22 protein-coding genes and 1 tRNA gene are annotated in these 25,954 nt (G+C 54.9%); 13 read left to right on the forward strand and 10 right to left on the reverse strand.

The features are described 5' to 3' along the window. The first annotated feature begins 19 nt into the window (after positions 1-19). Positions 20-787 carry a class II glutamine amidotransferase gene (locus tag HA50_RS04240; RefSeq protein ID WP_084872965.1) on the forward strand — a complete coding sequence of 256 codons (768 nt, stop codon included), beginning with the start codon at positions 20-22 and terminating at the stop codon, positions 785-787. Here HA50_RS04240 and dpaA read toward each other — a convergent pair. Further along, complete coding sequence (dpaA, locus tag HA50_RS04245) at positions 758-1,504, reverse strand: peptidoglycan meso-diaminopimelic acid protein amidase (protein ID WP_084872968.1); 747 nt, start codon at positions 1,502-1,504, stop codon at positions 758-760. The genes HA50_RS04240 and dpaA overlap by 30 nt on opposite strands. A gap of 242 nt (positions 1,505-1,746) precedes the next feature. Between dpaA and dinB the strand changes: the two genes are divergently transcribed. After that, a complete protein-coding gene (gene dinB / locus HA50_RS04250; protein WP_084872970.1) occupies positions 1,747-2,805 on the forward strand; it encodes a DNA polymerase IV in 1,059 nt (352 codons plus the stop codon). A 104-nt stretch (positions 2,806-2,909) separates the two neighbouring features. On the opposite strand, the gene HA50_RS04255 is transcribed toward dinB, so the two are convergent. The 4 genes from HA50_RS04255 to pepD all read right to left on the reverse strand — a co-directional run bounded on the left by HA50_RS04255 (position 2,910) and on the right by pepD (position 8,228). Continuing rightward, the gene (locus HA50_RS04255) at positions 2,910-3,980 is read right to left on the reverse strand and encodes a sugar ABC transporter substrate-binding protein (protein ID WP_084872972.1); all 1,071 of its coding nucleotides are present in this window, start codon (positions 3,978-3,980) and stop codon (positions 2,910-2,912) included. Positions 3,981-4,007: 27 nt separating this feature from the next. Continuing rightward, positions 4,008-5,006: an ABC transporter permease gene (locus HA50_RS04260; RefSeq protein WP_084872974.1), complete on the reverse strand. Its 999-nt coding sequence runs from the start codon at positions 5,004-5,006 to the stop codon at positions 4,008-4,010. After that, positions 5,003-6,508 (reverse strand): sugar ABC transporter ATP-binding protein, encoded by a 1,506-nt coding sequence (locus HA50_RS04265; RefSeq protein ID WP_084872976.1) that lies wholly within the window; start codon positions 6,506-6,508, stop codon positions 5,003-5,005. The genes HA50_RS04260 and HA50_RS04265 overlap by 4 nt, the downstream gene beginning before the upstream one ends. A 259-nt stretch (positions 6,509-6,767) precedes the next feature. Further along, positions 6,768-8,228 (reverse strand): beta-Ala-His dipeptidase, encoded by a 1,461-nt coding sequence (gene pepD / locus HA50_RS04270; RefSeq protein WP_084872978.1) that lies wholly within the window; start codon positions 8,226-8,228, stop codon positions 6,768-6,770. Positions 8,229-8,483: 255 nt separating this feature from the next. On the opposite strand from pepD, the gene gpt reads away from it, so the two are divergent. The 3 genes from gpt to crl all read left to right on the forward strand — a co-directional run bounded on the left by gpt (position 8,484) and on the right by crl (position 10,756). Further along, positions 8,484-8,942 carry a xanthine phosphoribosyltransferase gene (gene gpt, locus HA50_RS04275; protein ID WP_021186168.1) on the forward strand — a complete coding sequence of 153 codons (459 nt, stop codon included), beginning with the start codon at positions 8,484-8,486 and terminating at the stop codon, positions 8,940-8,942. 118 nt (positions 8,943-9,060) lie between these two features. Continuing rightward, a complete protein-coding gene (frsA, locus tag HA50_RS04280) occupies positions 9,061-10,308 on the forward strand; it encodes an esterase FrsA (RefSeq protein WP_084872980.1) in 1,248 nt (415 codons plus the stop codon). Positions 10,309-10,354: 46 nt separating this feature from the next. Next, complete coding sequence (crl, locus tag HA50_RS04285; protein WP_084872982.1) at positions 10,355-10,756, forward strand: sigma factor-binding protein Crl; 402 nt, start codon at positions 10,355-10,357, stop codon at positions 10,754-10,756. 67 nt (positions 10,757-10,823) lie between these two features. On the opposite strand, the gene HA50_RS04290 is transcribed toward crl, so the two are convergent. Beyond that, positions 10,824-11,939, reverse strand: coding sequence for a porin (locus HA50_RS04290; protein WP_084872984.1), 1,116 nt, complete (start codon positions 11,937-11,939; stop codon positions 10,824-10,826). A 251-nt stretch (positions 11,940-12,190) separates the two neighbouring features. On the opposite strand from HA50_RS04290, the gene proB reads away from it, so the two are divergent. Both proB and proA read left to right on the forward strand, forming a co-directional pair. Then, positions 12,191-13,294: a glutamate 5-kinase gene (proB, locus tag HA50_RS04295; protein ID WP_084872985.1), complete on the forward strand. Its 1,104-nt coding sequence runs from the start codon at positions 12,191-12,193 to the stop codon at positions 13,292-13,294. A 10-nt stretch (positions 13,295-13,304) separates the two neighbouring features. Next, a complete protein-coding gene (proA, locus tag HA50_RS04300) occupies positions 13,305-14,558 on the forward strand; it encodes a glutamate-5-semialdehyde dehydrogenase (RefSeq protein WP_084872988.1) in 1,254 nt (417 codons plus the stop codon). 200 nt (positions 14,559-14,758) lie between these two features. Here the strand turns inward: proA and HA50_RS32115 are convergent, their stop codons facing one another. Beyond that, entirely contained in the window at positions 14,759-14,905 is a 147-nt protein-coding gene (locus tag HA50_RS32115) for a Hok/Gef family protein (protein WP_139810894.1), read from the reverse strand. 477 nt (positions 14,906-15,382) lie between these two features. On the opposite strand from HA50_RS32115, the gene HA50_RS04305 reads away from it, so the two are divergent. Together HA50_RS04305 and HA50_RS04310 are read left to right on the forward strand one after the other, a co-directional pair. Beyond that, positions 15,383-15,458, forward strand: a tRNA-Thr gene (locus tag HA50_RS04305). 284 nt (positions 15,459-15,742) lie between these two features. Then, on the forward strand, positions 15,743-17,032 hold the full coding sequence (locus tag HA50_RS04310) for an HAAAP family serine/threonine permease (RefSeq protein ID WP_084872990.1): 1,290 nt from the start codon (positions 15,743-15,745) through the stop codon (positions 17,030-17,032). 40 nt (positions 17,033-17,072) lie between these two features. Here HA50_RS04310 and HA50_RS04315 read toward each other — a convergent pair whose 3' ends face one another. The 3 genes from HA50_RS04315 to dbpA all read right to left on the reverse strand — a co-directional run bounded on the left by HA50_RS04315 (position 17,073) and on the right by dbpA (position 21,391). Further along, a complete protein-coding gene (locus HA50_RS04315) occupies positions 17,073-18,647 on the reverse strand; it encodes a methyl-accepting chemotaxis protein (protein ID WP_084872992.1) in 1,575 nt (524 codons plus the stop codon). Positions 18,648-18,916: 269 nt separating this feature from the next. After that, entirely contained in the window at positions 18,917-19,879 is a 963-nt protein-coding gene (locus tag HA50_RS04320; protein WP_084872994.1) for a chemotaxis protein, read from the reverse strand. 132 nt (positions 19,880-20,011) lie between these two features. Beyond that, positions 20,012-21,391 (reverse strand): ATP-dependent RNA helicase DbpA, encoded by a 1,380-nt coding sequence (dbpA, locus tag HA50_RS04325; RefSeq protein ID WP_084872995.1) that lies wholly within the window; start codon positions 21,389-21,391, stop codon positions 20,012-20,014. Between the two features lie 393 nt (positions 21,392-21,784). On the opposite strand from dbpA, the gene HA50_RS04330 reads away from it, so the two are divergent. From HA50_RS04330 to lldD, 4 genes are all read left to right on the forward strand, one after another. Further along, positions 21,785-21,982 carry a hypothetical protein gene (locus HA50_RS04330; protein WP_021185917.1) on the forward strand — a complete coding sequence of 66 codons (198 nt, stop codon included), beginning with the start codon at positions 21,785-21,787 and terminating at the stop codon, positions 21,980-21,982. Between the two features lie 327 nt (positions 21,983-22,309). Then, positions 22,310-23,965, forward strand: a complete 1,656-nt coding sequence (lldP, locus tag HA50_RS04335; RefSeq protein WP_084872997.1) for an L-lactate permease — start codon at positions 22,310-22,312, stop codon at positions 23,963-23,965. Further along, entirely contained in the window at positions 23,962-24,747 is a 786-nt protein-coding gene (gene lldR, locus HA50_RS04340) for a transcriptional regulator LldR (RefSeq protein ID WP_084872999.1), read from the forward strand. Before lldP ends, lldR begins: the two co-directional genes overlap by 4 nt. Continuing rightward, positions 24,747-25,937 (forward strand): FMN-dependent L-lactate dehydrogenase LldD, encoded by a 1,191-nt coding sequence (gene lldD / locus HA50_RS04345; protein ID WP_084873001.1) that lies wholly within the window; start codon positions 24,747-24,749, stop codon positions 25,935-25,937. The genes lldR and lldD overlap by 1 nt, the downstream gene beginning before the upstream one ends. Positions 25,938-25,954 lie beyond the last annotated feature (17 nt).

The raw sequence follows: 25,954 nt of genomic DNA on the forward strand, positions 1-25,954 counted from the left end.
TTTTACTAAGGCGGTAGCTATGTGCGAATTGCTCGGGATGAGCGCCAATGTCCCCACGGATATCTGTTTTAGTTTTACCGGGCTGGTGCAGCGTGGCGGCGGAACCGGACCGCACAAAGATGGCTGGGGCATCACTTTTTATGAAGATAAAGGCTGCCGCACCTTCAAAGATCCTTTACCGAGCTATAACTCGCCGATTGCCCGTCTGGTGCAGGAATATCCGATCAAATCACATTCGGTGGTGGCGCATATTCGCCAGGCCAACCGCGGTGAAGTGTCACTGGAAAATACCCATCCGTTTACCCGTGAGCTGTGGGGCCGTAACTGGACCTACGCCCATAATGGTCAACTGAAAGGTTATCGTCAGCTGGAGACCGGCCATTTCCGCCCGGTGGGGGAAACCGACAGCGAAAAAGCCTTCTGCTGGATCCTGCATAAACTGACCCAGCGTTATCCGCGCACGCCGGGCAACTGGCCAGCGGTGTTTCGCTATATCGCGGAGCTGGCGGCGGAGTTACGGCAGAAAGGGGTGTTTAACATGCTGCTGTCGGATGGACGTTATCTGATGGCGTTCTGTTCCACCAATTTGTTCTGGATCACCCGTCGCGCGCCGTTTGGCAAAGCCAAGCTGCTCGATCAGGATGTGGAGATTGATTTTCAGCAGCAGACGACGCCGCAGGATGTGGTGACGGTGATTGCTACGCAACCGCTGACGGGGAATGAAACCTGGCACCGGATAGTGCCAGGCGAGTGGGTATTATTTTGCCTGGGAGAGCGCCAGGAATGATTTTGAAGCAGCGTCTGGCGCGGTCATTACCGCCGGACTGCTGTTTACCGCGTACTGCCCGCTGCCGGTGACGTTCACCGTCGGTGGCTGGTGGTACTTTGCAAAGTACGCATAACCCGGCTGTAGCTGACGCCAGAAGCTGGCGTAAGTGGAGTAGCGGTGACGCTGCATGTTGCTGTCGGTCATACGGAACGGGAAGATGCCTAACGACACTTCTTCCTGCCCGTTACGCAGTGCAGCGTTAACGTAGGTGTAGATCTCATCCATATAGGCGTTGGTCATGGCATAGCAGCCAATGGATTTACAATCGCCGTGGATCATCAGATATTTGCCGCTGTAACCATTGTCGCGGTCAAATTGGTTCGGAAAACCGGTATTAATCGCGCGATAATAATGGCTATCCGGCTTTAACTGATTCAGTTTGACGCTATAAAAACCTTCCGGGCTTTTAAAATCCCCTTCGCGGCGTTTGGGACCCAAACCGCCAGAGAAATTACAAATGCGGTAGCTATCCAGCAGACGATATTCATTACCGATCTTGCCGTACAGTTCCAGCGTACGCTCTTCCTTGAAAATCTGAATATAAACCGGGGTGCCAAGTAATTGTTTTTTTAGTTCTTTGCTTACCGGAGCCTCGGGGTTAACTGGCTCGGGATTGATTGCCCAGCTAAGGACCGGCATAAAAATCATCGCAAGCAAGAATGCGATTCTGCCCATTCTGTGTGTACCTTGAAGTGAAGAGGAACTGTGACGCATAACGTCTCTTATTGCATTATCGGAAATATCCGCTACCGCAGCGCAACATTAACATTGTCTGGCGTTTAATCAAGCCAGTGTCTGAGAAAATAGCCATTTACCACAGGGATTACGGCCATAAATTTGTAAACTTTAATGCGTGACCCGACAAATATTGCTGATATTTTGCAATGCTGTATACTTATCCAGTATTCGGAGGGGGTATGCGTAAGATCATTCATGTCGATATGGACTGCTTTTTTGCGGCGGTTGAAATGCGCGACGATCCTTCTTTGCGTGATATCCCGATCGCCATCGGCGGCAGCCGGGTACAACGAGGCGTGATCAGCACGGCCAACTATCCGGCGCGTGAATATGGCGTGCGCAGCGCGATGCCCACCGCCATGGCGCTGAAACTCTGTCCACACCTCCGCCTGTTGCCTGGGCGTTTCGAAGCCTATAAAGAAGCCTCCCGCCAGATCCGCGCTATCTTCGCGCGCTACACCTCGCTGATTGAACCCCTGTCGCTGGATGAAGCTTACCTTGATGTCACCGATAGCCCGCATTGCCAGGGATCAGCCACGCTGATGGCGCAGGCGATTCGCGCTGATATTCTGCGTGAAACCCAGCTCAGTGCCTCGGCGGGGATCGCGCCAATCAAGTTTCTCGCCAAAATTGCCTCCGACCTGAACAAGCCGAATGGCCAGTTCGTGATCACGCCGCAGGCGATGCCTGATTTTCTGTTGACGCTGTCGCTGAGTAAAATTCCCGGCGTCGGTAAGGTGTCGGCGAAAAAGCTGGAAGAGATGGGGCTACGTACCTGCGGCGATGTGCAGCAGGCCGATCTGGCACAGCTACTCAAACGCTTCGGCAAATTTGGCCGGGTGTTATGGGAACGCAGCCACGGCATTGACGATCGCGGCGTAGTGGTGGAGCGGGAACGTAAATCACTCGGCGTTGAGCGTACCCTGATGGAAGATATTCACAGCTGGGAACAATGCCTTGAAATCATTGATTATCTCTACGAGGAGCTGGATCGTCGTCTGACGCAGATTCGTCCGGACAAGTTGATCGCCCGTCAGGGGGTGAAGCTGAAGTTCAATGATTTCCAGCAGACGACCCAGGAGCATATCTGGCCGGTGCTGAATAAAGAGGACATGATTGCGGTGGCGCGCAAAACCTGGGACGAACGCCGCGCCGGGCGTGGTGTCAGGCTGGTGGGGCTGCATGTGACGCTGGTGAATCCACAGCTGGAGAGGCAGTTATTATTGGGATTGTCGTAGCGGCGCGATTTATCGCGCGGTTTTTTGGGGCGGGCACCTGCTGGCAAACCCGCGCGATAAATCGCGCCGCTACGGATCTGGGGTGGATTTACCCACCCCACTTGTTATTTGTTGCCGTACTTCGCTTCCAGGGTGGCAAACCACGGTGCGACGAAATCGTGGTTCTCACCCCAGCCTGGGATGATTTTGCTCAGCGATGCCACATTTACCGCACCCTGCTCGCTGCTCAGCTGCTGCTGAGTAATCGAGGAAGCCTTAAACTCGTAGCTGGCCGGGGTGCTTTCACCGGCAATCTTATTCGCCACCAGACGCATATTCACGGCGCCAATGGTTTTCGGATCGACTGCCACAGTCTGCACCCACGGGCTGTTCTTCTCGTGCATCAGCTGCAGATCCTGGTTGGAGACATCAATGCTGTACAGCTTGATCTCGGTACGGCCATTCTCCTGCAATGCTTTGTAGGCACCCTGGCTGAAGGCATCCCAGGAGCCCCAGATCGCATCAATTTTGCCTTTCGGGTACTTCGCCAGAATCGCACCAATCTTGTTAGCGGTATCGCCCTGCACGTCAGAAGAGACCGCACCGATCGATTCCAGTTGATGGATGCCCGGATTTTCCTTCATCAGTTTTTCATACACTACCTGACGACGATCCATCGCCGGGAAGCCAGCGACCCACAATTTGACGATGTTCGCCTTGCCGTTAAAGTCTTTTATCAACTGGCCCAGCGATTCCTGCGCCAGTGAGGCGTCATTCTGCGCGGTGACCGTCACGCCGTTCACCGGCGTATCAACCGGGGTATCAAACACCGACACCTTGATACCGGCATCGGCAATGCGTTTTACCAGCGCGGTGGAGTAGGGTTCTTTGCCGTGCGACAGAATGATGCCGTCATATTTCTGGCTGATCGCCTGGCTGACGAAGTCCTGGAAACGTGCGTCATCGCCGTTGCTCAGGAAGGTGCTAACTTTGAAGCCCAGCTTACGTCCCTGCTGGATGGCACCGGCAACAAACTGGGTGGTGTTATCGTCAGAACCGAGGTTACGGATAATGGCGATACGCACCGGTCCCTGGTGATTCGCGATGGCGGCAGGCACCGGTACGACGGTATCGGCAAAGGCGGCGCTGACATTCAGCAGGCCTACGGCCAGCAGTGAAAGGGTGATTTTTTTCATTTTGTTCTCTTTCTTCAGGGAAGCGCCTTAGCGGCGCTGAATATAGGTAATCGCCAGGGCCAGAGCCAGCACCAGGCCTTTAATAATGTCCATGGCGTAGTAGGGCACGGAAAGCATCACCAGTCCGTTTTGCAGCACGCCAAGGATGATTGCGCCGACCAGGGTTCCGAGCGCATTCGGTTTGCCGGAACCGGCCAGCGAGAAGCCGATCCAGGCCGCCGCCACTGCATCCATCAGGTAACCACCACCGGCATTCACCTGAGAGGAGCCAATACGCGACGCCAGCAGAATGCCGCCCACTCCGGCCAGCAGTGACGAGATGACATAAGCCAGCACGCGATAACGGTTAGTACGGATGCCGGAGAGACGAGCGGCTTCCGGATTGCCGCCGAGGGCATACATCCGACGGCCATGTTTGGTGAGCGACAGTGCCAGCTGTGCCACCACGGTCACGACCAGCATGATAATGACGATGGTCGGCACCTGGCCGAGCAGGTTGAAGCCAGCCGGAATAGCGCCTTCCGCCATATCCCCGTTTGGCATCACCATATTTTCGGTAATGGAGCCGCCAAAACTGTAGGTCATCGCCACGCCCTGAACCACAAACAGCGTCGCGAGGGTCGCCAGCATGTCAGGGATGCGCAGAATCACAATCAGGAAGCTGTTAAACAACCCGACCAGGGTACACAGCAGCAGGGTGATGACGATGGCTTCGGTGGAATTGAAGCCGTACCAGACGAATAGCGAAATCACCAGCGCATTCGCCAGCGAGGCGGTAGAGCCGACAGACAAGTCAAAGCCGCCAATGGTCAGCGAAATCGACACGCCAATCGCAATCACCGTGACAATCGCGATGGAACGCAGAATGTTGATGATGTTGGTAGGCTCAAGGAAGCTGTCTGAGGCGAGGCCAAATGCGGCGATCAGGATCACCACCGTCAGCAACATGCCCCATTTATAGAGAAAATCAAACAGCTGATGGCGCAGAGAAGGCTGCGGGTTCAGGATTATATCTTTGCTGCTCACGCAGGGGTTCCTCCGGTGGAATAAAGCAAAAGCGTCTCTTCTGTGGCCTCACGTCCTTCCATTTCTGCCACAATGCGCCCGTCCCAGAGCACACAAATGCGGTCGCACAGGCCCACCAGCTCGGAAAACTCACCCGAAGCATAGATGATGCCTTTGCCTTCCCGCGCTAAACCGTCGATCAGGCTGAACAGATCGGTTTTGGCCTTGATATCGACCCCTTTGGTCGGTTCATCAAAAATCAGCACATCGGCGTTATTACGCAGCCATTTGCCAATCGCCACTTTCTGCTGGTTCCCGCCCGACAGGCGGCGCAGCGTTTGCGCCGGTCCGGTGGTGCGCACGTTGAGACGGTTAATCACCTCTTCCGCCCAGCGCCACGCCTGACGATGGCCGAACAGGCTCCAGCGCGAAAAACTGCTATCGGCGCTGACGCTGAGGTTCATTGTCACCGATTCATCGATAAAGATGCCTTCTTTACGACGTTCTTCCGGTACCAGCGCCATGCGGTTTTCCACCGAGTCGTGCGGTGAACGCGGACGCCACGGTTTGCCATGCAATTCGCCGTGACTGACGCGGCTTTTGCTGGCGCCAAACAGCGCTTTGCACAGCTCGGTTTTCCCGGCTCCGGCTAATCCGGCGATACCGAGGATTTCGCCTTTATGCAGGCGCAGCGAAATATCCTGGAGCAACTGGTCATCATGCAGGCCTTCCACCGCCAGCAGTAGCGGCTGTTGCTGGCGTTCACGGCGCGGCGGATAAACATCGGTCAGCTGGTGGCCGAGCATCTTTTCCACGATCTGTTCGCCGCTCAGTGCCGCCATCGGGGCGGTTTCGATCAGGCGTCCATCCCGCAGCACCGTCAGCTGGTCGCAAATTGCTTTCAGCTCGTGAATGCGGTGGGAAATAAACACCACGCCGATGCCATTGCCCTGTAAACGACGTACCACGCTAAACAGACGCTCGCTTTCATGCTGGTCGAGCGGCGCGGTCGGTTCATCCAGAATCAGGAAACGGCAATGATGGGAAAGGGCGCGGGCCAGCAAAATCTGCTGCTTTTCCGCCAGTGAGCAGCGCTCCACCAGGCGTTTGACATCAATATTCACTTCCAGCTGGTCCAGCAGGGCGCGCGCCTGACGGCGGATTTCGCCCCAGCGATAACCGTGGCCCGGTTCGGCCAGCTGATCGAGCAGGATGTTTTCCGCCACGCTGAGCTGCGGCACCAGGGCCACGTCCACTTCCTGCTGGACCAGGTGAATACCCAGTTTTTTGGCATCGCGCGGTGAGCGAATGGTGACGGGCTGATCATCGAGCAGGATCTCGCCGTGATAATGGCTGTGAGCGCCAGAGAGCACCGCCATCAGCGTCGATTTCCCTGCACCGTTGGCACCGGTCAGTGCATGCACCGAGCCGCCGTGGGTGACAAAGTCCACCTCGGTCAGCGCGGCAAAACCGCCAAAAGCGATGGAGATATTACGCATCTCCAGGCGGTTAATCGCACTCATGGACGGGGCCTTTTAAAGAGAGAATTGGGCGCATTTTTTCCTGAACATCCAGGCTCGGCAACGAACGAAAGCGCATAAGCTAGCACAAAATCTTATTAGCCATCCAGACATCTGGGCGTAACGGCGTCTAAAACTGGCAGGGGGCTGACAGAGTAGTGGAAGAGGGGGGTGAGGTTAGGATTTGTCAGCATATTATGCTGGTTTGTTAACAGGCATAAAAAAACCAGGCCGAAGCCTGGTGAGTTACTTAACCAAATAATTACACTTTTTCTGGCACCACGTTGAGCAGTGAGGTCAGCAACTGCCAGTAAAGGCCAACGCTGGCGACATGTACTTGCTCATCCGGTGAGTGCGGGCCGGTGATGGTTGGGCCGATGGAGACCATATCCATGTCAGGATAAGGTTTCTTGAACAGACCACATTCCAGACCCGCATGAATCACCTGAATGTTCGGCGTTTTGCCAAACAGCGCTTCGTAAGTCTTACGCGTCAGCGCCATGATCGGCGAATCAGCATCCGGCTGCCAGCCAGGGTAGCCGCCTTTCGGCGCAGTTTTGGCACCGGCCAGCTCACCCAGCGACGTCAGCACTTCCACCACGTAATCTTTACCGGTATCGATCAGTGAACGAATCAGGCAGATGATCTCGGCATTGTCCTGATCCATGGTCACCACGCCGACGTTGAGCGAAGTTTCTACCACGCCTTTGGCCACGTCTGAATTGCGGATCACGCCGTTCGGGGTGGTGTTGAGCAGGTTAAGGAAACGATCGCGGCAGTCAGCGGTCAGCGCCTGGCCCTGATGCGCCAGCGGTTCGCTCAGCAGCGTGATGTTTTTCTCTTTAATACCCAGCTCGTTTTGCAGCGTGGCCTGGAAATGTGCCGCAGCAGATTTCAGAGCATCCACTTTGTGGCTGTCGATAGCCAGGGTGGCAAAAGCTTCACGCGGGATAGCGTTACGCAGCGTACCGCCAGTGAATTCGATCAGACGCACATCCAGATCGCGCGCATGTGCCGCCAGGAAGCGTGCCAGCAGCTTGTTGGCGTTGCCCAGACCCAGGTGGATATCCGCACCCGAATGGCCGCCTTTCAGCCCTTTCAGCGTCAGACGCAGGGATTCATAACCGGCAGGCACCGCTTCACGCGTCAGGGGCAGGGTGGTGATAAAATCGATACCACCGGCGCAACCCATATAGATCTCACCTTCTTCTTCTGAGTCGGTGTTGATCAGGATATCGGCCTGTAGCCAGTTCGGCTGTAAACCAAAGGCACCATCCATACCGGATTCTTCCGTCATGGTCAGCAGCACTTCAATCGGGCCGTGTGTCAGGCTGTTGTCGGCCAGCACCGCCAGCGCTGAGGCCATACCAATGCCGTTATCGGCACCCAGTGTGGTACCGCGTGCTTTCACCCATTCGCCATCCACATACGGCTGAATCGGGTCTTTGGTGAAGTCATGCACCGTATCATTGTTCTTCTGCGGCACCATGTCGAGGTGAGCCTGCAGCGCGACCGGAGTGCGTTTTTCCATGCCTTTGGTAGCGGGTTTACGAATCAGGATATTTCCGACCTGATCGCGTTCCACCCAAAGTCCCTGCTCTTTGGCCCAGCCGACAATGTATTCGGCCAGGGCTTCTTCATGGTAAGACGGGTGTGGAATGGAGCAGATTTTGGCGAAAATATCCCACAGTGGCTGGGGTGAAAGTTGCGACAATTCAGACACAACGCGTCTCCTGTGTCAGCGTGGCGGACGAGCCGCTCGCACGCGGGGTTCCAGTGAAAGATCGCCGTCAGCTCATCTGACGTGATGGGGCTGAGAATACCACTGTTTCTGACGGGGTGCGTAATCAGCCGCGCTAAAAAGCCGCAACCGATGCGTCAGATGCTGGTTTTTAACGCGACAGATCCTTATAATCTCGCGCAACCTTTTCCCCCTTGCACATTTTTAAGCCAACTTCAATTGGCCGGGACTCCTTTTATGAGCGAAAAATACGTCGTCACCTGGGACATGCTGCAGATTCATGCCCGTAAACTGGCCCAGCGCCTGCTTCCTGTGGAACAGTGGAAAGGTATCATCGCGGTCAGCCGTGGTGGTCTGGTTCCGGCATCGCTGCTGGCGCGTGAACTGGGTATTCGCTATGTCGATACCGTATGCATCTCCAGCTACGATCACGATCATCAGCGTGAAATGACCGTGCTGAAGCGTGCCGAAGGCGATGGTGAAGGATTTGTGGTCATTGACGACCTGGTGGATACCGGCGGCACCGCGCAGGCGATCCGTGATATGTATCCCAAAGCACGTTTTGTCACCATTTTTGCTAAGCCTGCTGGCCGTGCCCTGGTGGACGACTACATTGTCGATATTCCGCAGAACACCTGGATTGAACAGCCGTGGGACATGGGCGTGGTCTACATTCCCCCCATCGTCAAAAGCTGATTGATGCAACGCAAACAACGCCCGCTTTCGTCGGGCGTTGTGCTTTCTGGATATCGCACCGCACCGCAGTGTGCAGTAAACTGATCCTCGCCGTGACTGCCGCAGAAGAGAGTTTACGATGCCCAGCAAAAATCTCAGCGAAGAGCTGTTTAAACCGCGTTTCAAACACCCTGAAACCTCCTCTCTGGTGCGACGTGAGCACCATCAGCCCATCCAGGTTCATAACGCGCTGGAGGGTGACACTCAGCATTGCTGGTATCGCATGCTGAATAAGCTGCTGTGGACGTGGCGTGGCCTGTCTCCGCAGGAAATCAGCGAAGTGCTGGCCCGTATCGCCATCTGCAATCTTGAACACACCAGCGATTCCCTGTTGGACACGGTGATTGGTTACCGTGGTGGTAACTGGAACTTCGAGTGGACGAAGCAGGCAGGGATGTGGCAGCAGGAAGCGATGCAGTGCGAAAACCCTGACCAGGCTGGCCAGCACTGGCTGCATGCAGCAAACCTCTACAGCCTTGCGGCTTATCCTTATATTAAAGGCGACGAACTGGCCGATCAGGCTCAGGTGCTCGCCAATCATGCCTATGAAGAAGCGACGCAGCGGCTGGCTGGCGAACTGAAAACCCTGACCTTTCCTATCAGTGGCGGCAGTCCGGTTACGGGCTTCCTGCATATGCCAGCGCAGGCGCAGGCTCCGTATCCGACGGTGATGTTATGCGGTGGCCTGGATTCGTTGCAGATTGACCATTATCGCCTGTTCCACGATTACCTCGCACCGCGCGGCATCGCGATGCTGACGCTGGATATGCCATCGGTCGGCCTGAGCAGTAAATGGACGCTGAACCAGGACACCAGCCAGCTGCATCAACAGGTACTGCGTGAGCTGAGTAACGTGCCATGGATTGATCACACCCGCGTGGGGTTGTTTGGTTATCGTTTCGGGGCCAATGTGGCGACGCGACTCGCCTATCTGGAAGTGCCGCGCCTGCGTGCCGTGGCGACGCTGGGAGCGATGGTGCACGGCGTGTTTGTCGATGAACAGCGTCAGGACCAACTGCCGGATATGTATATGGATATGCTGGCAAGCCGCCTGGGCATGTTGTCCACCCCGGACAGCAATCTGCGCACGGAACTCAATCGTTACTCCCTGAAAGTGCAGGGCCTGCTGGGCCGCCGCACGCCGATACCGATGCTGGCGGCGTACTGGAACAACGATCTGTTTAGCCCCGAAGAGGACGCGCGCATGATTGTTAACTCCTCGGCGCAGGGTAAAGCATTGTTGATTCCGGCGGCACCGGTTTTCAGCAGTTTCGACAAAGCGCTAAATCAGATTTGCGACTGGCTGGCAAAGCAGTTAAAAGACTAAGTAGCGATCGTTACAAGGTCTGTTAACCAGTTAAGGGAGAATTAGCATGTCGTTACCGAGTGGTCACCCCCGTAGTCGCCTGCTTAAGCGTTTTACTGAGCTGGGACCCTATATCCGCGAAGGGAAATGCGCAGAAACACGCTTCTTTTTCGATTGCCTGGCTGTGTGCATCAATGTGAAACCGGCACCGGAAAGCCGTGAATTCTGGGGCTGGTGGATGGAACTGGAAGCGCAGGAAGATCACTTCACCTACCAATACACGTTTGGTATGTTTGATAAAGCGGGGAACTGGAGTGCCTCGGCGATCAAGGGCAAAGACAATAACGCCAGAGTAGAAGAGACGCTGCGCAACTTCCACGAGCGTCTTAAAGCCACACTTCATGAACTGAAGCTGGATCTCAAACCTGCTGCCGGATTTGATGAGCAGCCGGTAAAGTTAAGCGCCTGACGGCGATAAAAAAAGGGCAGGTGATGAGCCTGCCCCTGGTTTCAGACACATTGAGGGTAAAGCTAAATCAGAACTGGTAGGTCATGCCCACTGCAACCACGTCGTCGCTGTTGAGTGCCAGTTTGTTGTCGTCAGACAGCTGGTTGATTTTGTAATCCACCATCACAGACATGTTTTTGTTGAAGTAGTAAGTCGCACCCACGTCGATGTATTTCACCAGGTCGGCATCGCCGATACCGTTTTCGATATCTTTGCCTTTGGTCTGTACGTAACCCAGTGACGGACGCAGGCCGAAATCAAACTGATACTGTGCCACCAATTCGAGGTTCTGTGCTTTGTTCGCGGCACCAGAAACTGACGCACCCTGATATGTTCCGCTGATCGGAGTCATATTGCGGGTTTCGGTGTAGATCGCCGCCAGATACACGCTGTTGGCGTCATATTTCAGACCAGCACCCCAGGATTCAGCTTTCTGGCCTTTACCGTAGGTACGGGCTTCCTGCTGATTGGTACGGTCAGAAGAGGTGACGGCACTGATCGCGCTGATGCCGGTATCACCAAAGGTGTAACCCAGTGATGCACCGTAACCGTCGCCGTTCTGACGAGAAGTATCGGTGGCGCTACCACGGGCGTTGGCGCTGGTAGAATCGTTTTTGCCCTGGTATTGCAGCGCGAAGCGCAGACCATCAACCAGGCCAAAGAAGTTGTTGTTACGGTAAGTGGCTACGCCAGTAGCGCGCTGAGTCATGAAGTTATCCGCACGCGCAGTACCGTCGCCGCCGAATTCCGGGAATACGTCGGTCAGACCTTCCACGTCATACAGCACGCCGTAGTTACGACCGTAGTCGAATGAACCGTACTGGCTGAATTTCAGACCAGCAAAGCCCAGACGGGTTTTGTTGCCGGTGTTAGCGTCTGAACCTTCAGAGTTGTTGACGTTGTACTGATATTCCCACTGGCCGTAACCGGTCATCAGGTCGTTGATCTTGGTCTGACCTTTGAAGCCGATACGAACGTAGGATTTGTCACCGTTTGAGCTGGCGTTATCGCTCATGTAGTTTTCGGCTTTAACTTTGCCGTAGAAGTCCAGTTTGTTACCGTCTTTGTTGTAAACTTCAGCGGCATGCGCGGTTGAAGCCAGAGCCAGCGCGGATACGACTAATGCCAGTTTGCTTTTCATCATTTTGCTATCAATCCCAATGAGTAAAATTTGTTGTGCCCGTGAAAGGGCTTGTAATAAAACACGGGGACTTTTTACCGTTTAGCGATGAAAGTTTTATGACAGTTTTTCTGATTTCTTGTTAATTGCGAACTTTTGGTCTACCGCATTGTCCGGGGATTTTTGTGCTTTTCCCCCGGCGGCTGTTGGCTTCCTTGCTCACTCCTGATAAAACGTCCCTTCGCAGAACTTTTTTCTTATATGGCAGGAAAAACATGAGTGGCAGTCAGACCCTTGTGGTCAAGTTGGGTACCAGCGTTCTTACTGGCGGTTCACGTCGGTTGAATCGGGCGCATATGGTGGAGCTGGTTCGTCAGTGTGCACAGCAGCATGCGGCGGGTCATCGTATTGTTATCGTCACCTCGGGCGCGATGGCGGCCGGGCGCGAACACCTGGGTTACCCTGAACTGCCACCTACCATCGCCTCAAAGCAGCTGCTGGCTGCGGTGGGGCAGAGCCGTCTGATCCAACTGTGGGAACAGCTGTTTTCGATTTACGGCATTCATATCGGGCAGATGCTGCTGACGCGTGCTGATATGGAAGACCGTGAGCGTTTCCTGTACGCACGCGACACGCTGCGCGCGTTGCTCGATAACCATATCGTGCCGGTTATCAATGAAAACGATGCCGTTGCCACCGCCGAAATTAAAGTTGGCGATAATGATAATTTGTCGGCGCTGGCCGCCATGCTGGCGGGTGCTGACAAGCTGCTGCTGCTGACCGATCAACAGGGGCTGTTTACGGCCGATCCACGCAATAATCCGGAAGCGGAGCTGATCAGCGATGTGCATCAGATTGACGATGCGCTGCGCACGCTGGCCGGTGGTAGCGTCTCGGGTCTCGGGACCGGTGGGATGGCGACCAAGCTACAGGCGGCGGATGTTGCCTGTCGTGCAGGTATCGATGTGATTATCGCCGCAGGCAGCCGCAGCAACGTGATTGGCGAGGTGATCGACGGGAAACCAGTCGGCACCCGTTTCCACGCGCAGCAAACGCCACTGGAAAACCGTAAACGCTGGATCTTTGGTGCGCCTCCGGCCGGTGAAATCACCGTGGATGATGGCGCGCTGGCTGCGATTCTTGAACGCGGCAGCTCCCTGCTGCCAAAAGGTATCCGTGAGGTGCAGGGCAACTTCTCGCGTGGGGAAGTGATCCGCATTCGCAGCCTTGAAGGGCGCGATATTGCCCATGGCGTAACACGTTATAACAGCGATGCGATGCGTATGATCGCCGGACATCACAGCCAGCAGATCGGCGAGATCCTCGGTTACGAATATGGCCCGGTAGCCGTGCACCGTGACGATATGATCGTCAGTTAAGGAGCGATTGATGTTAGAAGAAATGGGTAAAGCGGCGCGAGCGGCGTCGTATAAACTGGCGGAACTCTCCACCGCAGAAAAAAACCAGGTGCTGCTGACTATCGCCGATCGGCTGGAAGCGGAAAGCGCCGACATCCTCGCGGCGAATGAGCAGGATCTGGCCGATGCGCGCCAGAACGGCATGAGTGCCGCGCTGCTGGATCGTCTGACGCTCAACCCACAGCGCCTGAAAGGTATCGCTGATGATGTCCGTCAGGTATGCCGTCTGGCCGATCCGGTCGGACAACTGATTGATGGCGGGTTGCTTGATAGCGGCCTGCGTATTGAGCGCCGCCGGGTACCCTTAGGCGTGGTGGGAGTGATTTATGAAGCACGTCCTAACGTCACGGTGGATGTTGCCTCGCTGTGCCTGAAAACCGGTAACGCAGCGATTCTGCGCGGCGGTAAAGAAACGTATCGTACTAACGCGGCGACGGTGCGGGTGATTCAGAACGCGCTGGTGCAGCACGGTTTACCGGCGGGCGCCGTCCAGGCAATTGAGAACCCGGATCGTGAATTGGTTAATCAGCTGCTGAAGCTGGATCGCTATGTCGATATGCTGATCCCGCGCGGTGGTGCCGGGTTGCACAAACTCTGCCGTGAAAACTCGACCATTCCGGTGATCACCGGGGGGATTGGGGTGTGCCATCTGTATCTTGATGAAACCATGGACATCGAAGCGGCGCTGACGGTCATCGTCAACGCTAAAAAGCAGCGCCCGAGTGCCTGTAACTCACTGGAAACGCTGCTGATTCATCGCGATCAGGCCGCACGCTTCCTGCCTGCTTTCCTGCAACGTATGGCGCAGGAACAGATTGCGCTGCATGCTGATGAGAACATCATCGCACTGGTGCAGAACGGTCCGGCCAGTGTGGTGGCGGTGAAGGCTGCCGAATATGACGATGAATGGTTGTCGAACGATCTGAATATCAAGTTGGTGGATAGCATTGATGAGGCGATTGACCATATTCGGCTTCATGGTACTCAACACTCGGATGGCATCCTGACGCGTAGCATCAGCAACGCCAACCGTTTCGTGAATCAGGTCGATTCATCGGCAGTTTACGTTAATGCCAGCACGCGCTTCACCGATGGCGGCCAGTTTGGCCTGGGTGCTGAAGTGGCTGTCAGTACACAAAAACTTCATGCGCGTGGGCCAATGGGCCTCGAAGCCTTAACCACCTACAAATGGATTGGCTGGGGCAACGATACGCCACGCGGTTGATGTTTATTTAGTCTGGAAATGGGCACCCGAAGCGGTGCCTATTTTTTTATTAATAATGCGATGCGGAACTGATATTACGCATGTATGGTATTTACGGTTTTTAATTACGTGTTCTCGTTACTTAAATAAAGAAATGGGCGCCTGAGCAAACATGTAAACAATGACGGAATAGCGGGGGAAATCCCCCGCTTATGAAGTTTCTACGATCGTAACTCGCAGGCCATTACCGCAGATAATTCAGCTGTGAATATCTTTAATCGTAACTCGCATAACGAACTGCGATTAATCAGACACAGAACTAATAAAATGAGTCCGCTGATAATCAGCTGGCTGAATATTGACTTCATCGTCACTTACTCCTTGATTTAAAGCGAGCAAGCGACTACCCTGACATTGTTGAGATGTGGTTGGGTAGTCGCTCGCTCGCGGTGGTTAAGTAAAATTAATCCCGCGAGCAACCTCTCCACAATCCACCTCAATTATCCTTTCTGATGCTTAAGGCAGATTGCCTCAAGCGCCCGCAGGCAGTCTACTCTGTTTTTTATTAAACCTGGTGTTTATTTTAATTATTTTTACTTTTCTATTTTTTTAATTAACGGATTTATTTAATGTCTTCTGTTAATTCGATGCGTTAATTTTTAATCTAATTTTTTAATGGCGAATACAAGCTGTGAGGCGTCTTACCAGCCATCACCGACGAGTGTTTTTGTGTGCGATATGAACGTTTTTATCAGCTAATGCTGAGAAAACTAACTCCCCGTGCTTTGGCGCTTGACTCATGTGGCGGTTTTTTCTAACGTGTTGCCCCGTAGTTCCCGCCTTATGCCGGTATAGCTCAGTTGGTAGAGCAGCGCATTCGTAATGCGAAGGTCGTAGGTTCGACTCCTATTACCGGCACCAGTTAAATTAATCCACCCCGCTATCAACCCCCAATGTTCCCCCTTGCACTCTTTTCACGTCTCAGGTCAAATAGCGCCCAGGCAAACGGTTGCGTGCTTACTTCGTGCATTTATGTCCATTAAATAGTCGACATGAGCATTAATCACACTTTTGTGACCGATTTTTGCGTTTATGCCATCCGGGCCGTAAAAAAACGGTTAGCATGAGGGTGTCGCGCCGACCGCGTCATAATTCGCAGCCGATACCGGCTGTGCTTTGGATCAAGATTCATTCTGGAGAGACAGATGGAAACCACGCAAACCGGCACGGCGGGTGCCGTCGAGGTAGCCGCAAAGGGCTGGCGAAAAAGTGATACCGTGTGGATGCTGGGCTTGTACGGTACGGCGATTGGGGCAGGGGTGTTGTTTCTGCCCATCAATGCCGGGGCAGGCGGTTTGATTCCGCTGATTATCATGGCGATTCTCGCCTTTCCGATGACGTTTTATGCCCACCGTGCACTGACGCGGTTTGTGCTCTCCGGGAAAAATCCCGGCGAAAATATCACTGAAGTGGTGGAAGAACATTTTGGCGTGGGCGCGGGTAAGATCATCACGCTGCTCTACTTTTTTGCCATTTATCCCATCCTGCTGATGTACAGCGTGGCGATTACCAACACCGTCGATAGCTTTATCGTGCATCAACTGGGCCTGGTATCGCCGCCGCGTGCCGTGCTGGCGCTGATTTTGATTGTTGGCATGATGACCGTGGTGCGTTTTGGCGAGCAGATGATCGTCAAAGCGATGAGCGTGCTGGTGTTCCCGTTTGTGGCGGTACTGATGCTGCTGGCGTGCTATCTGGTGCCGCACTGGCATGGCGCAGCGCTGGAAAGTCTGTCATTCAGCCAGAGTAGCGGCGACAGCAATATCTGGATGACGCTGTGGCTGGCGATTCCGGTGATGGTGTTTTCCTTTAACCATTCACCGATCATCTCCTCTTTTGCCGTGGCAAAGCGCGAAGAATATGGCGCAGGGGCGGAACAGAAGTGTTCCCGTATCCTGGCCTGCGCCCATCTGATGATGGTGCTGACGGTGATGTTCTTTGTGTTTAGCTGTGTGCTGAGCCTGTCACCGGCGGATCTTGATGCGGCCAAAGCGCAAAACATCACCATTCTGTCTTACCTGGCCAATCACTTTAACGTGCCGATGATCGCCTGGCTGGGACCGATTGTGGCGATGGTCGCGATCACCAAATCTTTCCTTGGCCATTATCTTGGCGCGCGTGAAGGTTTTAATGGGCTGGTGATTAAATCGCTGCGCAGTCGGGGGAAAAGTGTTGCACCGCAGCGTCTGAACCGTCTGACGTCGCTGTTTATGCTGCTGACCACCTGGCTGGTGGCGACGCTCAATCCGAGCATTCTGGGGATGATTGAGACCCTGGGCGGGCCGATTATTGCCATGCTGCTGTTCCTGATGCCGATGTATGCCATTCAGAAAGTGCCGGCAATGCGTCAGTACAGCGGGAAGATCAGCAATGGATTTGTGGTGATTGTCGGCGTGCTGGCAATTTCATCCATTTTTTATTCGCTGGCGAATTAATGCCATGACGGTGGCGAATTCTCGCCACCGTTAAATTGCCTTACACCGCGCTCAGTTCTAACGTGCGGCCAGTTTTAAACACACTCATTGATTGCGCCAGACGCTCAGCCTGGTCCTGCAATGCCTGGGAGGCTGCCGACGCTTCCTGTACCAGTGCGGCATTCTGCTGTGTTACCGCTTCCATCTGGGTAATCGCCAGATTGATTTCGCTGATGCCGCTGCTCTGCTCGTTGCTGGCAATGGTGATTTCACCCATGATATCCGCCACGCTTTTCACGCTGTTGACCACTTCACCGATGGTTGAACCGGCATGAGAGACCAGACGGCTGCCTTCATCCACTTTCGCCACCGAATCTTCAATCAGCACTTTGATCTCTTTCGCTGCTGAGGCAGAGCGCTGTGCCAGATTGCGGACTTCGCTGGCGACCACGGCAAAACCACGCCCTTGTTCACCGGCACGCGCGGCTTCCACTGCGGCGTTGAGTGACAGGATGTTGGTCTGGAAGGCAATGGAGTCAATCACGCTGATGATATCGACAATCTTCTTCGATGACAGCGCAATGGCCTCCATCTTCTCAATCACCTGCTCCATCACCTCGCCACCTTCTTTCGCCACATCAGAGGTGTTGGCGACCAGCTTGTTAGCCTCACGCGCGTTCTCGGCGTTGTGTTTCACCGTTGAGGTCATTTGCTCCATCGCTGAGGCGGTTTCTTCCAGCGAACTGGCCTGCTGTTCGGTACGCGAGGAGAGGTCAAGGTTGCCGCTGGAGATCTGGTTGGATGCCACGGCAATGGTGTCAGAACCGGCACGCACATCAGAAACGATGGTCAGCAGGTTATCGTTCATGCTTTGCAACGCACGCATCAGCACGCCGGTTTCATCGGTGCTTTTCACTTCAATGTGGGTGCTGAGATCGCCCGCCGCGACTTTACCGGCAATCTCAACCGCTTCATTCAGCGGACGTACGATCGAACGCGTCAGTAAAAAGCCGAGGATAATCGAGGCGACAATGGCGATAGCGGAGAACACCAGCGTCACCATGATGGCGGTTGAACCATCGGCAATAATGGTAATCCCTTCCTTCTGCAGCTGTTCAGACTGCGAATTGGCAAACGCGTTAGCACTGTCGAGATAGGTATTCTGGGTATCGGTGATCGATTTCAGCACATAGGTACTGGCACCATCCAGATTGCCTGCACGCACCAGATCCAGCAGCGCATTTTTCTGCTGTTCAAACTTATGACTGGCTTCCAGCAGACCGGCGATCTTCTTTTTCCCGACAGCGGTCACCTGGATCGCTTCGATTTTTTTCATCGCCGTGTTGGTACGGTCGGTCGCTTCAGCCAGTTGTTTGAAGCGTTTTTCGTTGTTCTCCGGACGGGTGGTATCGATGACGATGCCGCGCAGGTATTTGATCTGATCGTTGACGCCATCGCGCACATCAAATCCCAGGCGCACTTTGACATAACGATCTTCGACAATGGAGGTGATGCCATTTTTGATGTTGCTGATTTTCGTGATGGAGGTAATTCCCACCACCACCAGCAGCGCCACCACCAGGCCAAAGGCGATGCCCAGCCGGACGCCGACCTTCAGGTTCTTAAAGCTCAACATAGGTTCTCCCCGTGATACCAAAATGTATGGTTTTCAAGATAGAAAAGCAGATGAGTTATCTGCATCAGGTTGATGTTTTTTAAGGAAAAAAAAGTGTACTCACTTCGGCGGGACAAGCCTGACCGGCACGCGCAAGCGCTATGGTTATCGGATGTTAATGTTTTTACTTTAATTTTTTAGAGGTGTGTCACAAAAATTTGACCGGAAATGACATCTTGCAGGCGGGATGTAACATGCAGCGGCGCGATAACTCGCGCCGCACGCGTGATTTAGCGCACCGCTTCCAGCACGCGGTAAATCACATTCGACAATTCGTTAATTTCGAATTTTGCCACATAACCATCGGCCCCGACTTTGCGCACATGATCTTCGTTAGCGCTGCCGGAGAGAGAGGAGTGGATCACCACCGGAATATGGCGCAGCACATCATCACGTTTGATGTTACGCGTCAGGGTAAAACCGTCCATCTCTGGCATTTCGAGATCCGTCAGCACCAGCGCAATTTTGTCATGGATGGACTGACCCGCCGCCTGCGCTTCCTGCTGCATCTGGGTGATTTTTTGCCACGCCTCAAGACCGGTGTTGTGCATGATGGCGGGGATGCCCATGCTTTTCAGACCCTGCTCCAGCAGCTGACGCGCCACTTTAGAGTCTTCCGCCACAATCGCGACCTGGCCTGGCTTGAGGTTGAAGTTTTTCACCGTCTCTTCGCCCGGCTCGACGCCACGTACCGATGGGATGATGTCATACAGGATCTGTTCGACATCCAGCACCAGGGCCAGATTGTTGCTGTCACCGTCGCTATCGAGGCAGGCAATGCTGGTGATGTTGCGACTACCGATACCCGCCTCAGCGGTGTGCACCTGATTCCAGTCGAGACGCACGATGTTTTCCACCGATTCCACCGCGAAGGCCTGGGTGCTGCGCGCATATTCTGTCACCAGCAGCAAATTCAGCCCGGTTTCCGGGGTGCAGCCGGTCACGGCAGGCAGGTCGATCACCGGAATAAACTGATCGCGAATGCTGGCCATGCCCAGCAGGGGGGACTGCATACCCGCAGCACGGGTAATATTCGGCATCGGTACGATTTCACGCAGTTTGAATACGTTAATCCCGTACAGCTCGGATTTGCCTTTCCGCTGATCGGAGCCGAGGCGGAATAGCAGCAGTTCGAATTTGTTTGATAACGCGAGGTTAGCGCGTTCATCGATCTCTTTCTGGAAATTATCCATCCTGGCCTCGCTCAGGGCTGTGTTAAGGGCATGGCAACATCGCCGTGATCGAGTTATCGGCAGGTTGGTTAAAAAATAGAGAGTGGAGAGGGGAATTTTAGCGTGAAGGCGATCACCCTCACGCTAGCAGGATCATTTCAGCAGAATGGCACGCACGCTTTTGCCTTTGATCTTGCCTTCTTTTAGCTTGATCAAGGCCGCTTTGGCCTGGGAGGCCGCAATCGCGACATAAGCATGGGTGGGGGTGAGATCGATCTTACCGATCTGATCGGCATTGAAACCGGCGTCGCCCGTCAGTGCGCCGAGGATATCACCGGGACGGATTTTGGCTTTGCGGCCACCATCGATACACAACGTCATCATCGTGGCAGGCAGCGCTTTTACCGCATTGCCTTTCAGGGTGCTGGCGGCAACCCATTTGAGTTTCTGTTGCAGATAATCTTCCAGGGCATGGGCGCGCACCATCTCGTCGGCAGCGACAAAACTGACCGCCAGACCGGTTTCTCCGGCGCGGCCAGTACGACCAATGCGGTGCAGGTGCACTTCCGGATCCCATGCCAGCTGGAAATTCACCACCAGCGACAGCGCTTTAATGTCCAGACCACGTGCCGCCACATCGGTAGCGATCAACACCCGGCTGCTGCCATTGGCAAAGCGGATCAATACGCGTTCACGATCGCGTTGTTCCAGATCGCCATGCAGGGCGAGGGCGCTAATCTGACGATCGTTCAGGGCGGCGGCAATGTCATCGCACTCACGTTTGGTGTTGCAGAACACCACACAGGAAGCAGGTTGCTGCTGGCTGAGCTGCGCGCTCAGCAGATTGATACGTTCGCTGGCGCTGACTTCGACAAACTGCTGCTCAATGGCGGGCAGCTCGGCTTCGGTTTCGGTCGCCACTGCCAGTGCGTCACGCTGATAGCGCTCGCTCAGGCTGGCGATGCTGTCTGGCCAGGTGGCGGAAAACAGCAATGTCTGACGGGATGCCGGGGTAAAGCCGATAATCGCTTCCATGTCGTCACGGAAACCCATCTCCAGCATACGATCCGCCTCATCCAGCACCAGGGTTTGCAGCTGGCTGAGGTCGAGGTTGTCGCGCTTCAGATGATCAAGAATACGGCCCGGCGTGCCGACTACGATATGCGGGGCGTGTACCAGCGAATCGCGCTGCGCGCTCATCGGCTGTCCACCACATAACGTCAGGATCTTAATGTTGCGTGTGAAGCGTGCCAGCTGGCGCAGCACGTTGCTGACCTGGTCGGCCAGTTCGCGTGTCGGGCACAGTACCAGCGCCTGAGTATGAAACTGGCTGTTTTCAATCCGTTGCAGCAGTCCGATACCAAAGGCGGCAGTTTTACCACTACCGGTTTTTGCCTGCGCACGCACATCGCGCCCCTGCAAAATGGCGGGCAGGGCGGCAGCCTGAATGGGCGTCATGGCGTCAAAACCCATCTCGCGCAGGTTGTCGAGTTGGCTGGCGGGCAGTTGCGTCAGGGTAGAAAAAGCAGTCACGGAACAGTCTCTGATATCGGGCGGAGTTGCGGCGGCCAGTCTGGCAGAAAGGGGCGGTATCATCAATGATAAATCGCGCGGGTGTCAGCAGGGTGATTACCTGCGGGAAACAATAAACATCTGGAAATATTTAGTTTATTTTTTGACAGGTATTATCGCAAAGTTCTAATGAATTTTCCGAAATCTCCGAACGGCTGAAAAAACCTGTCTGGCAAAAAATAGTCGATTTAACATCATGATGTCAGCAAATTGACGGCAGGATATCACCTTTTTACTGATGTTATGCTTATATGACCTGTCTGTTACAGGAAATTCCGATTAAACGAGGCCGTTAGTCTGTTTTATATTTAGCGCGCCATTTGGCGATATAAAACAACTTCAGAGGTCACTTCATTGAGTCACTACGTCCAGGGACAAAACGAGGACATTCTGAAAATCGTCGGCCGCGCCGTGTTAACCCTACACATTCATGGAGAGACGCTGTCATCTGACAAAGTCAGTTCCATGATTGCCTGTTACGCGGAAGAAGAGCCTGTCAGCGACGAAGAAAACCAGCGGCTGTATGCGCTGGCTATTCAGATGTTATCGTAATAATCCAGCACATGGCGGCGGATGCATGTTATCCCTGCCTTTACGTTCATAAAGCCTCCTTTGCGGAGGCTTTCTTGTTTCAGAAGGCAGACTTCGGTAGCTGATTGGTCCTACCAATTGGCTTTAAATGTTGCCAGGACGTCACATAATACGAAAAATCACCCCAGCCTCGTTGCTTTATGTTAACAATGCGTTAACTATCTGGAGCCAGAAAGCCCGGTTAGCTGAATTTTGGTCGGACCAATTTAGCTAAAAACAGCGGCAAATCACGTGTGGTGCACTTCTGATGCGTCACGCAGACTTCTGGTGACCTCTGGAGATCGCAGCATGCAAGTCTGGCAACAAAATTATGATCCTCTCGACAATATCTGGCTCTCCAGCCTGGTGGCGGTGATCCCGATTGTGTTCTTCTTCTTCGCGCTGATTAAGCTCAAGCTGAAAGGCTATCAGGCGGGTACGGCGACAGTGGTGCTGGCACTGCTGGTGGCCTTGCTGTTGTACGGTATGCCGGTGGGGCAGGCGCTGGCCTCGGTGGTTTATGGTTTTCTTTATGGCCTGTGGCCGATCGCCTGGATCATCATCGCGGCGGTGTTCGTCTACAAAATTTCGGTGAAAACCGGTCAGTTCGACATTATTCGTGCTTCGATTCTGTCGATCACCCCGGATCAGCGTTTGCAGATGCTGATTGTCGGCTTTTCATTTGGTGCCTTCCTCGAAGGGGCGGCGGGCTTTGGCGCACCGGTGGCGATCACCGCCGCGCTGCTGGTGGGGCTGGGTTTCAATCCGCTGTACGCCGCTGGCTTGTGTCTGATCGTCAACACCGCGCCGGTGGCGTTTGGCGCGATGGGGATCCCGATCATTGTTGCCGGGCAGGTCACCGGGCTGGACAGCTTCCAAATCGGGCAGATGGCAGGGCGTCAGCTGCCGTTCCTGACCATCATCGTGCTGTTCTGGATCATGGCGATTATGGATGGCTGGCGTGGGGTGAAAGAAACCTGGCCTGCGGTGATGGTGGCGGGGGGATCGTTCGCCATCGCCCAGTTCCTCAGCTCCAACTTCCTCGGCCCGGAGCTGCCGGATATCATTTCCTCGCTGGCCTCCCTGATCTGTCTGACGCTGTTCCTGCGTCGCTGGAAACCGGTACGGATTTTCCGCTTCAATGATGTGGGTACTTCGCTGGTGGATCAGAACCTGGCGCGTCAGCGTTATAGCGCCGCGCAGGTCATCCGCGCCTGGATGCCGTTCCTGTTCCTCACCGCCACCGTCACGCTATGGAGTATCCCGCCGTTCAAAGCGTTGTTTGCCAAAGGCGGCGCGCTGTATGACTGGGTGTTTACCGTTCCGGTGCCGTTGCTGCATGAACTGGTGGCGCGTATGCCGCCGGTGGTCGGTAGCGCCACACCCTATCCGGCGCTGTTCAAATTTGATGTGGTCTCGGCGACCGGTACCGCGATTCTGGTGGCGGCGGTGTTGTCAGTGATTTGGCTGCGGATGAAGCCCAAAGCGGCACTGGAAACCTTTGGCGAGACGCTGAAAGAGCTGGCGCTGCCGATTTACTCGATTGGCATGGTGCTGGCCTTCGCCTTTATTTCCAACTACTCCGGTCTGTCTGCCACTTTAGCGCTGGCGCTGGCCCATACCGGCGATGCCTTTACCTTCTTCTCACCGTTCCTCGGCTGGCTTGGGGTGTTCCTGACCGGATCGGATACCTCATCAAACGCCTTGTTTGCCGCTTTGCAGGCCACCACGGCGCAACAGATTGGGGTGTCCGACGTGCTGCTGGTGGCGGCCAATACCACCGGCGGGGTGACGGGCAAGATGATTTCACCACAGTCAATCGCCATTGCCTGTGCCGCCGTTGGGCTGGTGGGCAAAGAGTCGGACCTGTTCCGTTTTACCGTCAAACACAGCCTGATCTTCACCTGCATGGTGGGGGTGATCACCACGCTACAGGCTTATGTCTTAACCTGGATGATTCCATGACAGAAAACACGCCGCGTTTAGCGGAGACGTTGCGGGCGCGGTTGCGCGCCTGGATTGATGAGCACCAGCTGCAACCCGGCATGCGCCTGCCGGCAGAGCGGCAGCTGGCGGCTGAATTTGGGGTTTCGCGCTCGTCGCTGCGCGAGGCCATTCAGCAACTGATCAGCAGCGGCGTGTTAATCAGCCGACGCGGCGGCGGCACCTGGCTTTGCGAGCCGCAGGAGCCGTGGTCAGAACAACGTATTGTTGCCCCGATTCGTCAGCTGCTGGCTGACGATCCTGATTACCGTTATGACATCCTCGAAGCGCGTCACGCCATCGAAGCCAGCACCGCCTGGCATGCGGCGTTACGCGCCACAGAGGCGGATAAAGAGAAATTGCAGTATGCCTTCGATGCCACGCTGAAACTGAGTGAGCGTGATGATCCCGATTTGGCCGCTCAGGCTGACGTGCGTTTTCACCTTGCCATTGCCGAAGCCTCGCACAATGTGGTGCTGTTGCAGACCATGCGCGGTTTCTTCGAACTGCTGCAATCTTCCGTGATGCAAAGCCGTCAGCGCATGTATACCCAGCCGGTGATTTTTGACCGCCTGACGGAACAACATCAGGCTTTGCTGAACGCCATTCTGGCGGGGGATGCTGAAGCGGCACGCCTCGCGGCGATGGACCACCTCGGCTTCGTCCACACCACCTTAAAAACCCTGCATGAAGATGAAGCCCGACAGGCGCGTATTACCCGTCTGCCGGGCCATGACCTGGATAAACGCAAGGACAAATCCTGATGATCATTTCTGCTGCAAGTGACTACCGCGCCGCGGCGCAACGTATTCTGCCGCCGTTCCTGTTTCATTATATCGACGGGGGTGCCTATGCGGAGCATACGCTGCGGCATAACGTGTCGGATCTCGCGGAGATCGCATTGCGTCAGCGTGTGCTGAAGAACATGTCAGATCTCAGCCTTGAGACCAAACTGTTCAATGAAACCTTATCGATGCCGGTGGCACTGGCACCGGTGGGGCTGTGCGGCATGTATGCCCGGCGCGGCGAAGTGCAGGCAGCACGCGCCGCCGCGTTAAAAGGGATTCCGTTTACTTTATCGACGGTTTCAGTGTGCCCTATTGAGGAAGTGGCTCCGGCTATTAATCGTCCGATGTGGTTCCAGCTGTATGTGTTGCGCGATCGCGGTTTTATGCGCAATGCGCTGGAACGTGCCAAAGCGGCGGGTTGCTCAACGCTGGTGTTTACCGTGGATATGCCCACGCCGGGGGCGCGCTACCGTGATGCGCACTCCGGGATGAGTGGGCCAAATGCGGCGCTGCGTCGTTACTGGCAGGCGGTGACCCATCCGCAATGGGCGTGGGATGTCGGTTTGCATGGCCGTCCGCACGATCTCGGCAATATCTCCACCTATCTCGGCAAACCGACCGGACTGGAAGATTATATTGGCTGGCTGGCGAATAATTTTGACCCGTCGATTTCCTGGCAGGATCTGGAGTGGATCCGTGAGTTCTGGGATGGCCCGATGGTGATCAAAGGTATTCTTGATGCGGAAGATGCACGCGACGCGGTGCGGTTTGGCGCTGACGGTATCGTGGTATCTAACCACGGTGGGCGTCAGCTGGATGGCGTGCTGTCCTCCGCGCGGGCGCTGCCTGCCATTGCCGATGCGGTGAAAGGCGATATCACTATTCTTGCGGACAGCGGCATTCGCAGTGGTCTGGATGTGGTGCGGATGATCGCCCTCGGTGCCGACAGCGTGCTGCTCGGTCGTGCTTTCCTGTATGCGCTGGCGACACATGGTCAGCGTGGTGTCGAGAATCTGCTGACGCTGATTGAGAAAGAGATGAAGGTGGCGATGACGCTGACCGGGGCGAAAACCATTGCGGATATTACGCGGGATTCGCTGGTGCAGGCTAACGCGCTGCTGTCCGAAGCGGGGCTGGCCCCGGCGCGTCCGCGCGCGGTGAGCTGATCCGGCAGAGTGAAGGG

Origin of the sequence: Pantoea cypripedii (assembly GCF_002095535.1) — a bacterium.
GTDB lineage: Bacteria > Pseudomonadota > Gammaproteobacteria > Enterobacterales > Enterobacteriaceae > Pantoea > Pantoea cypripedii.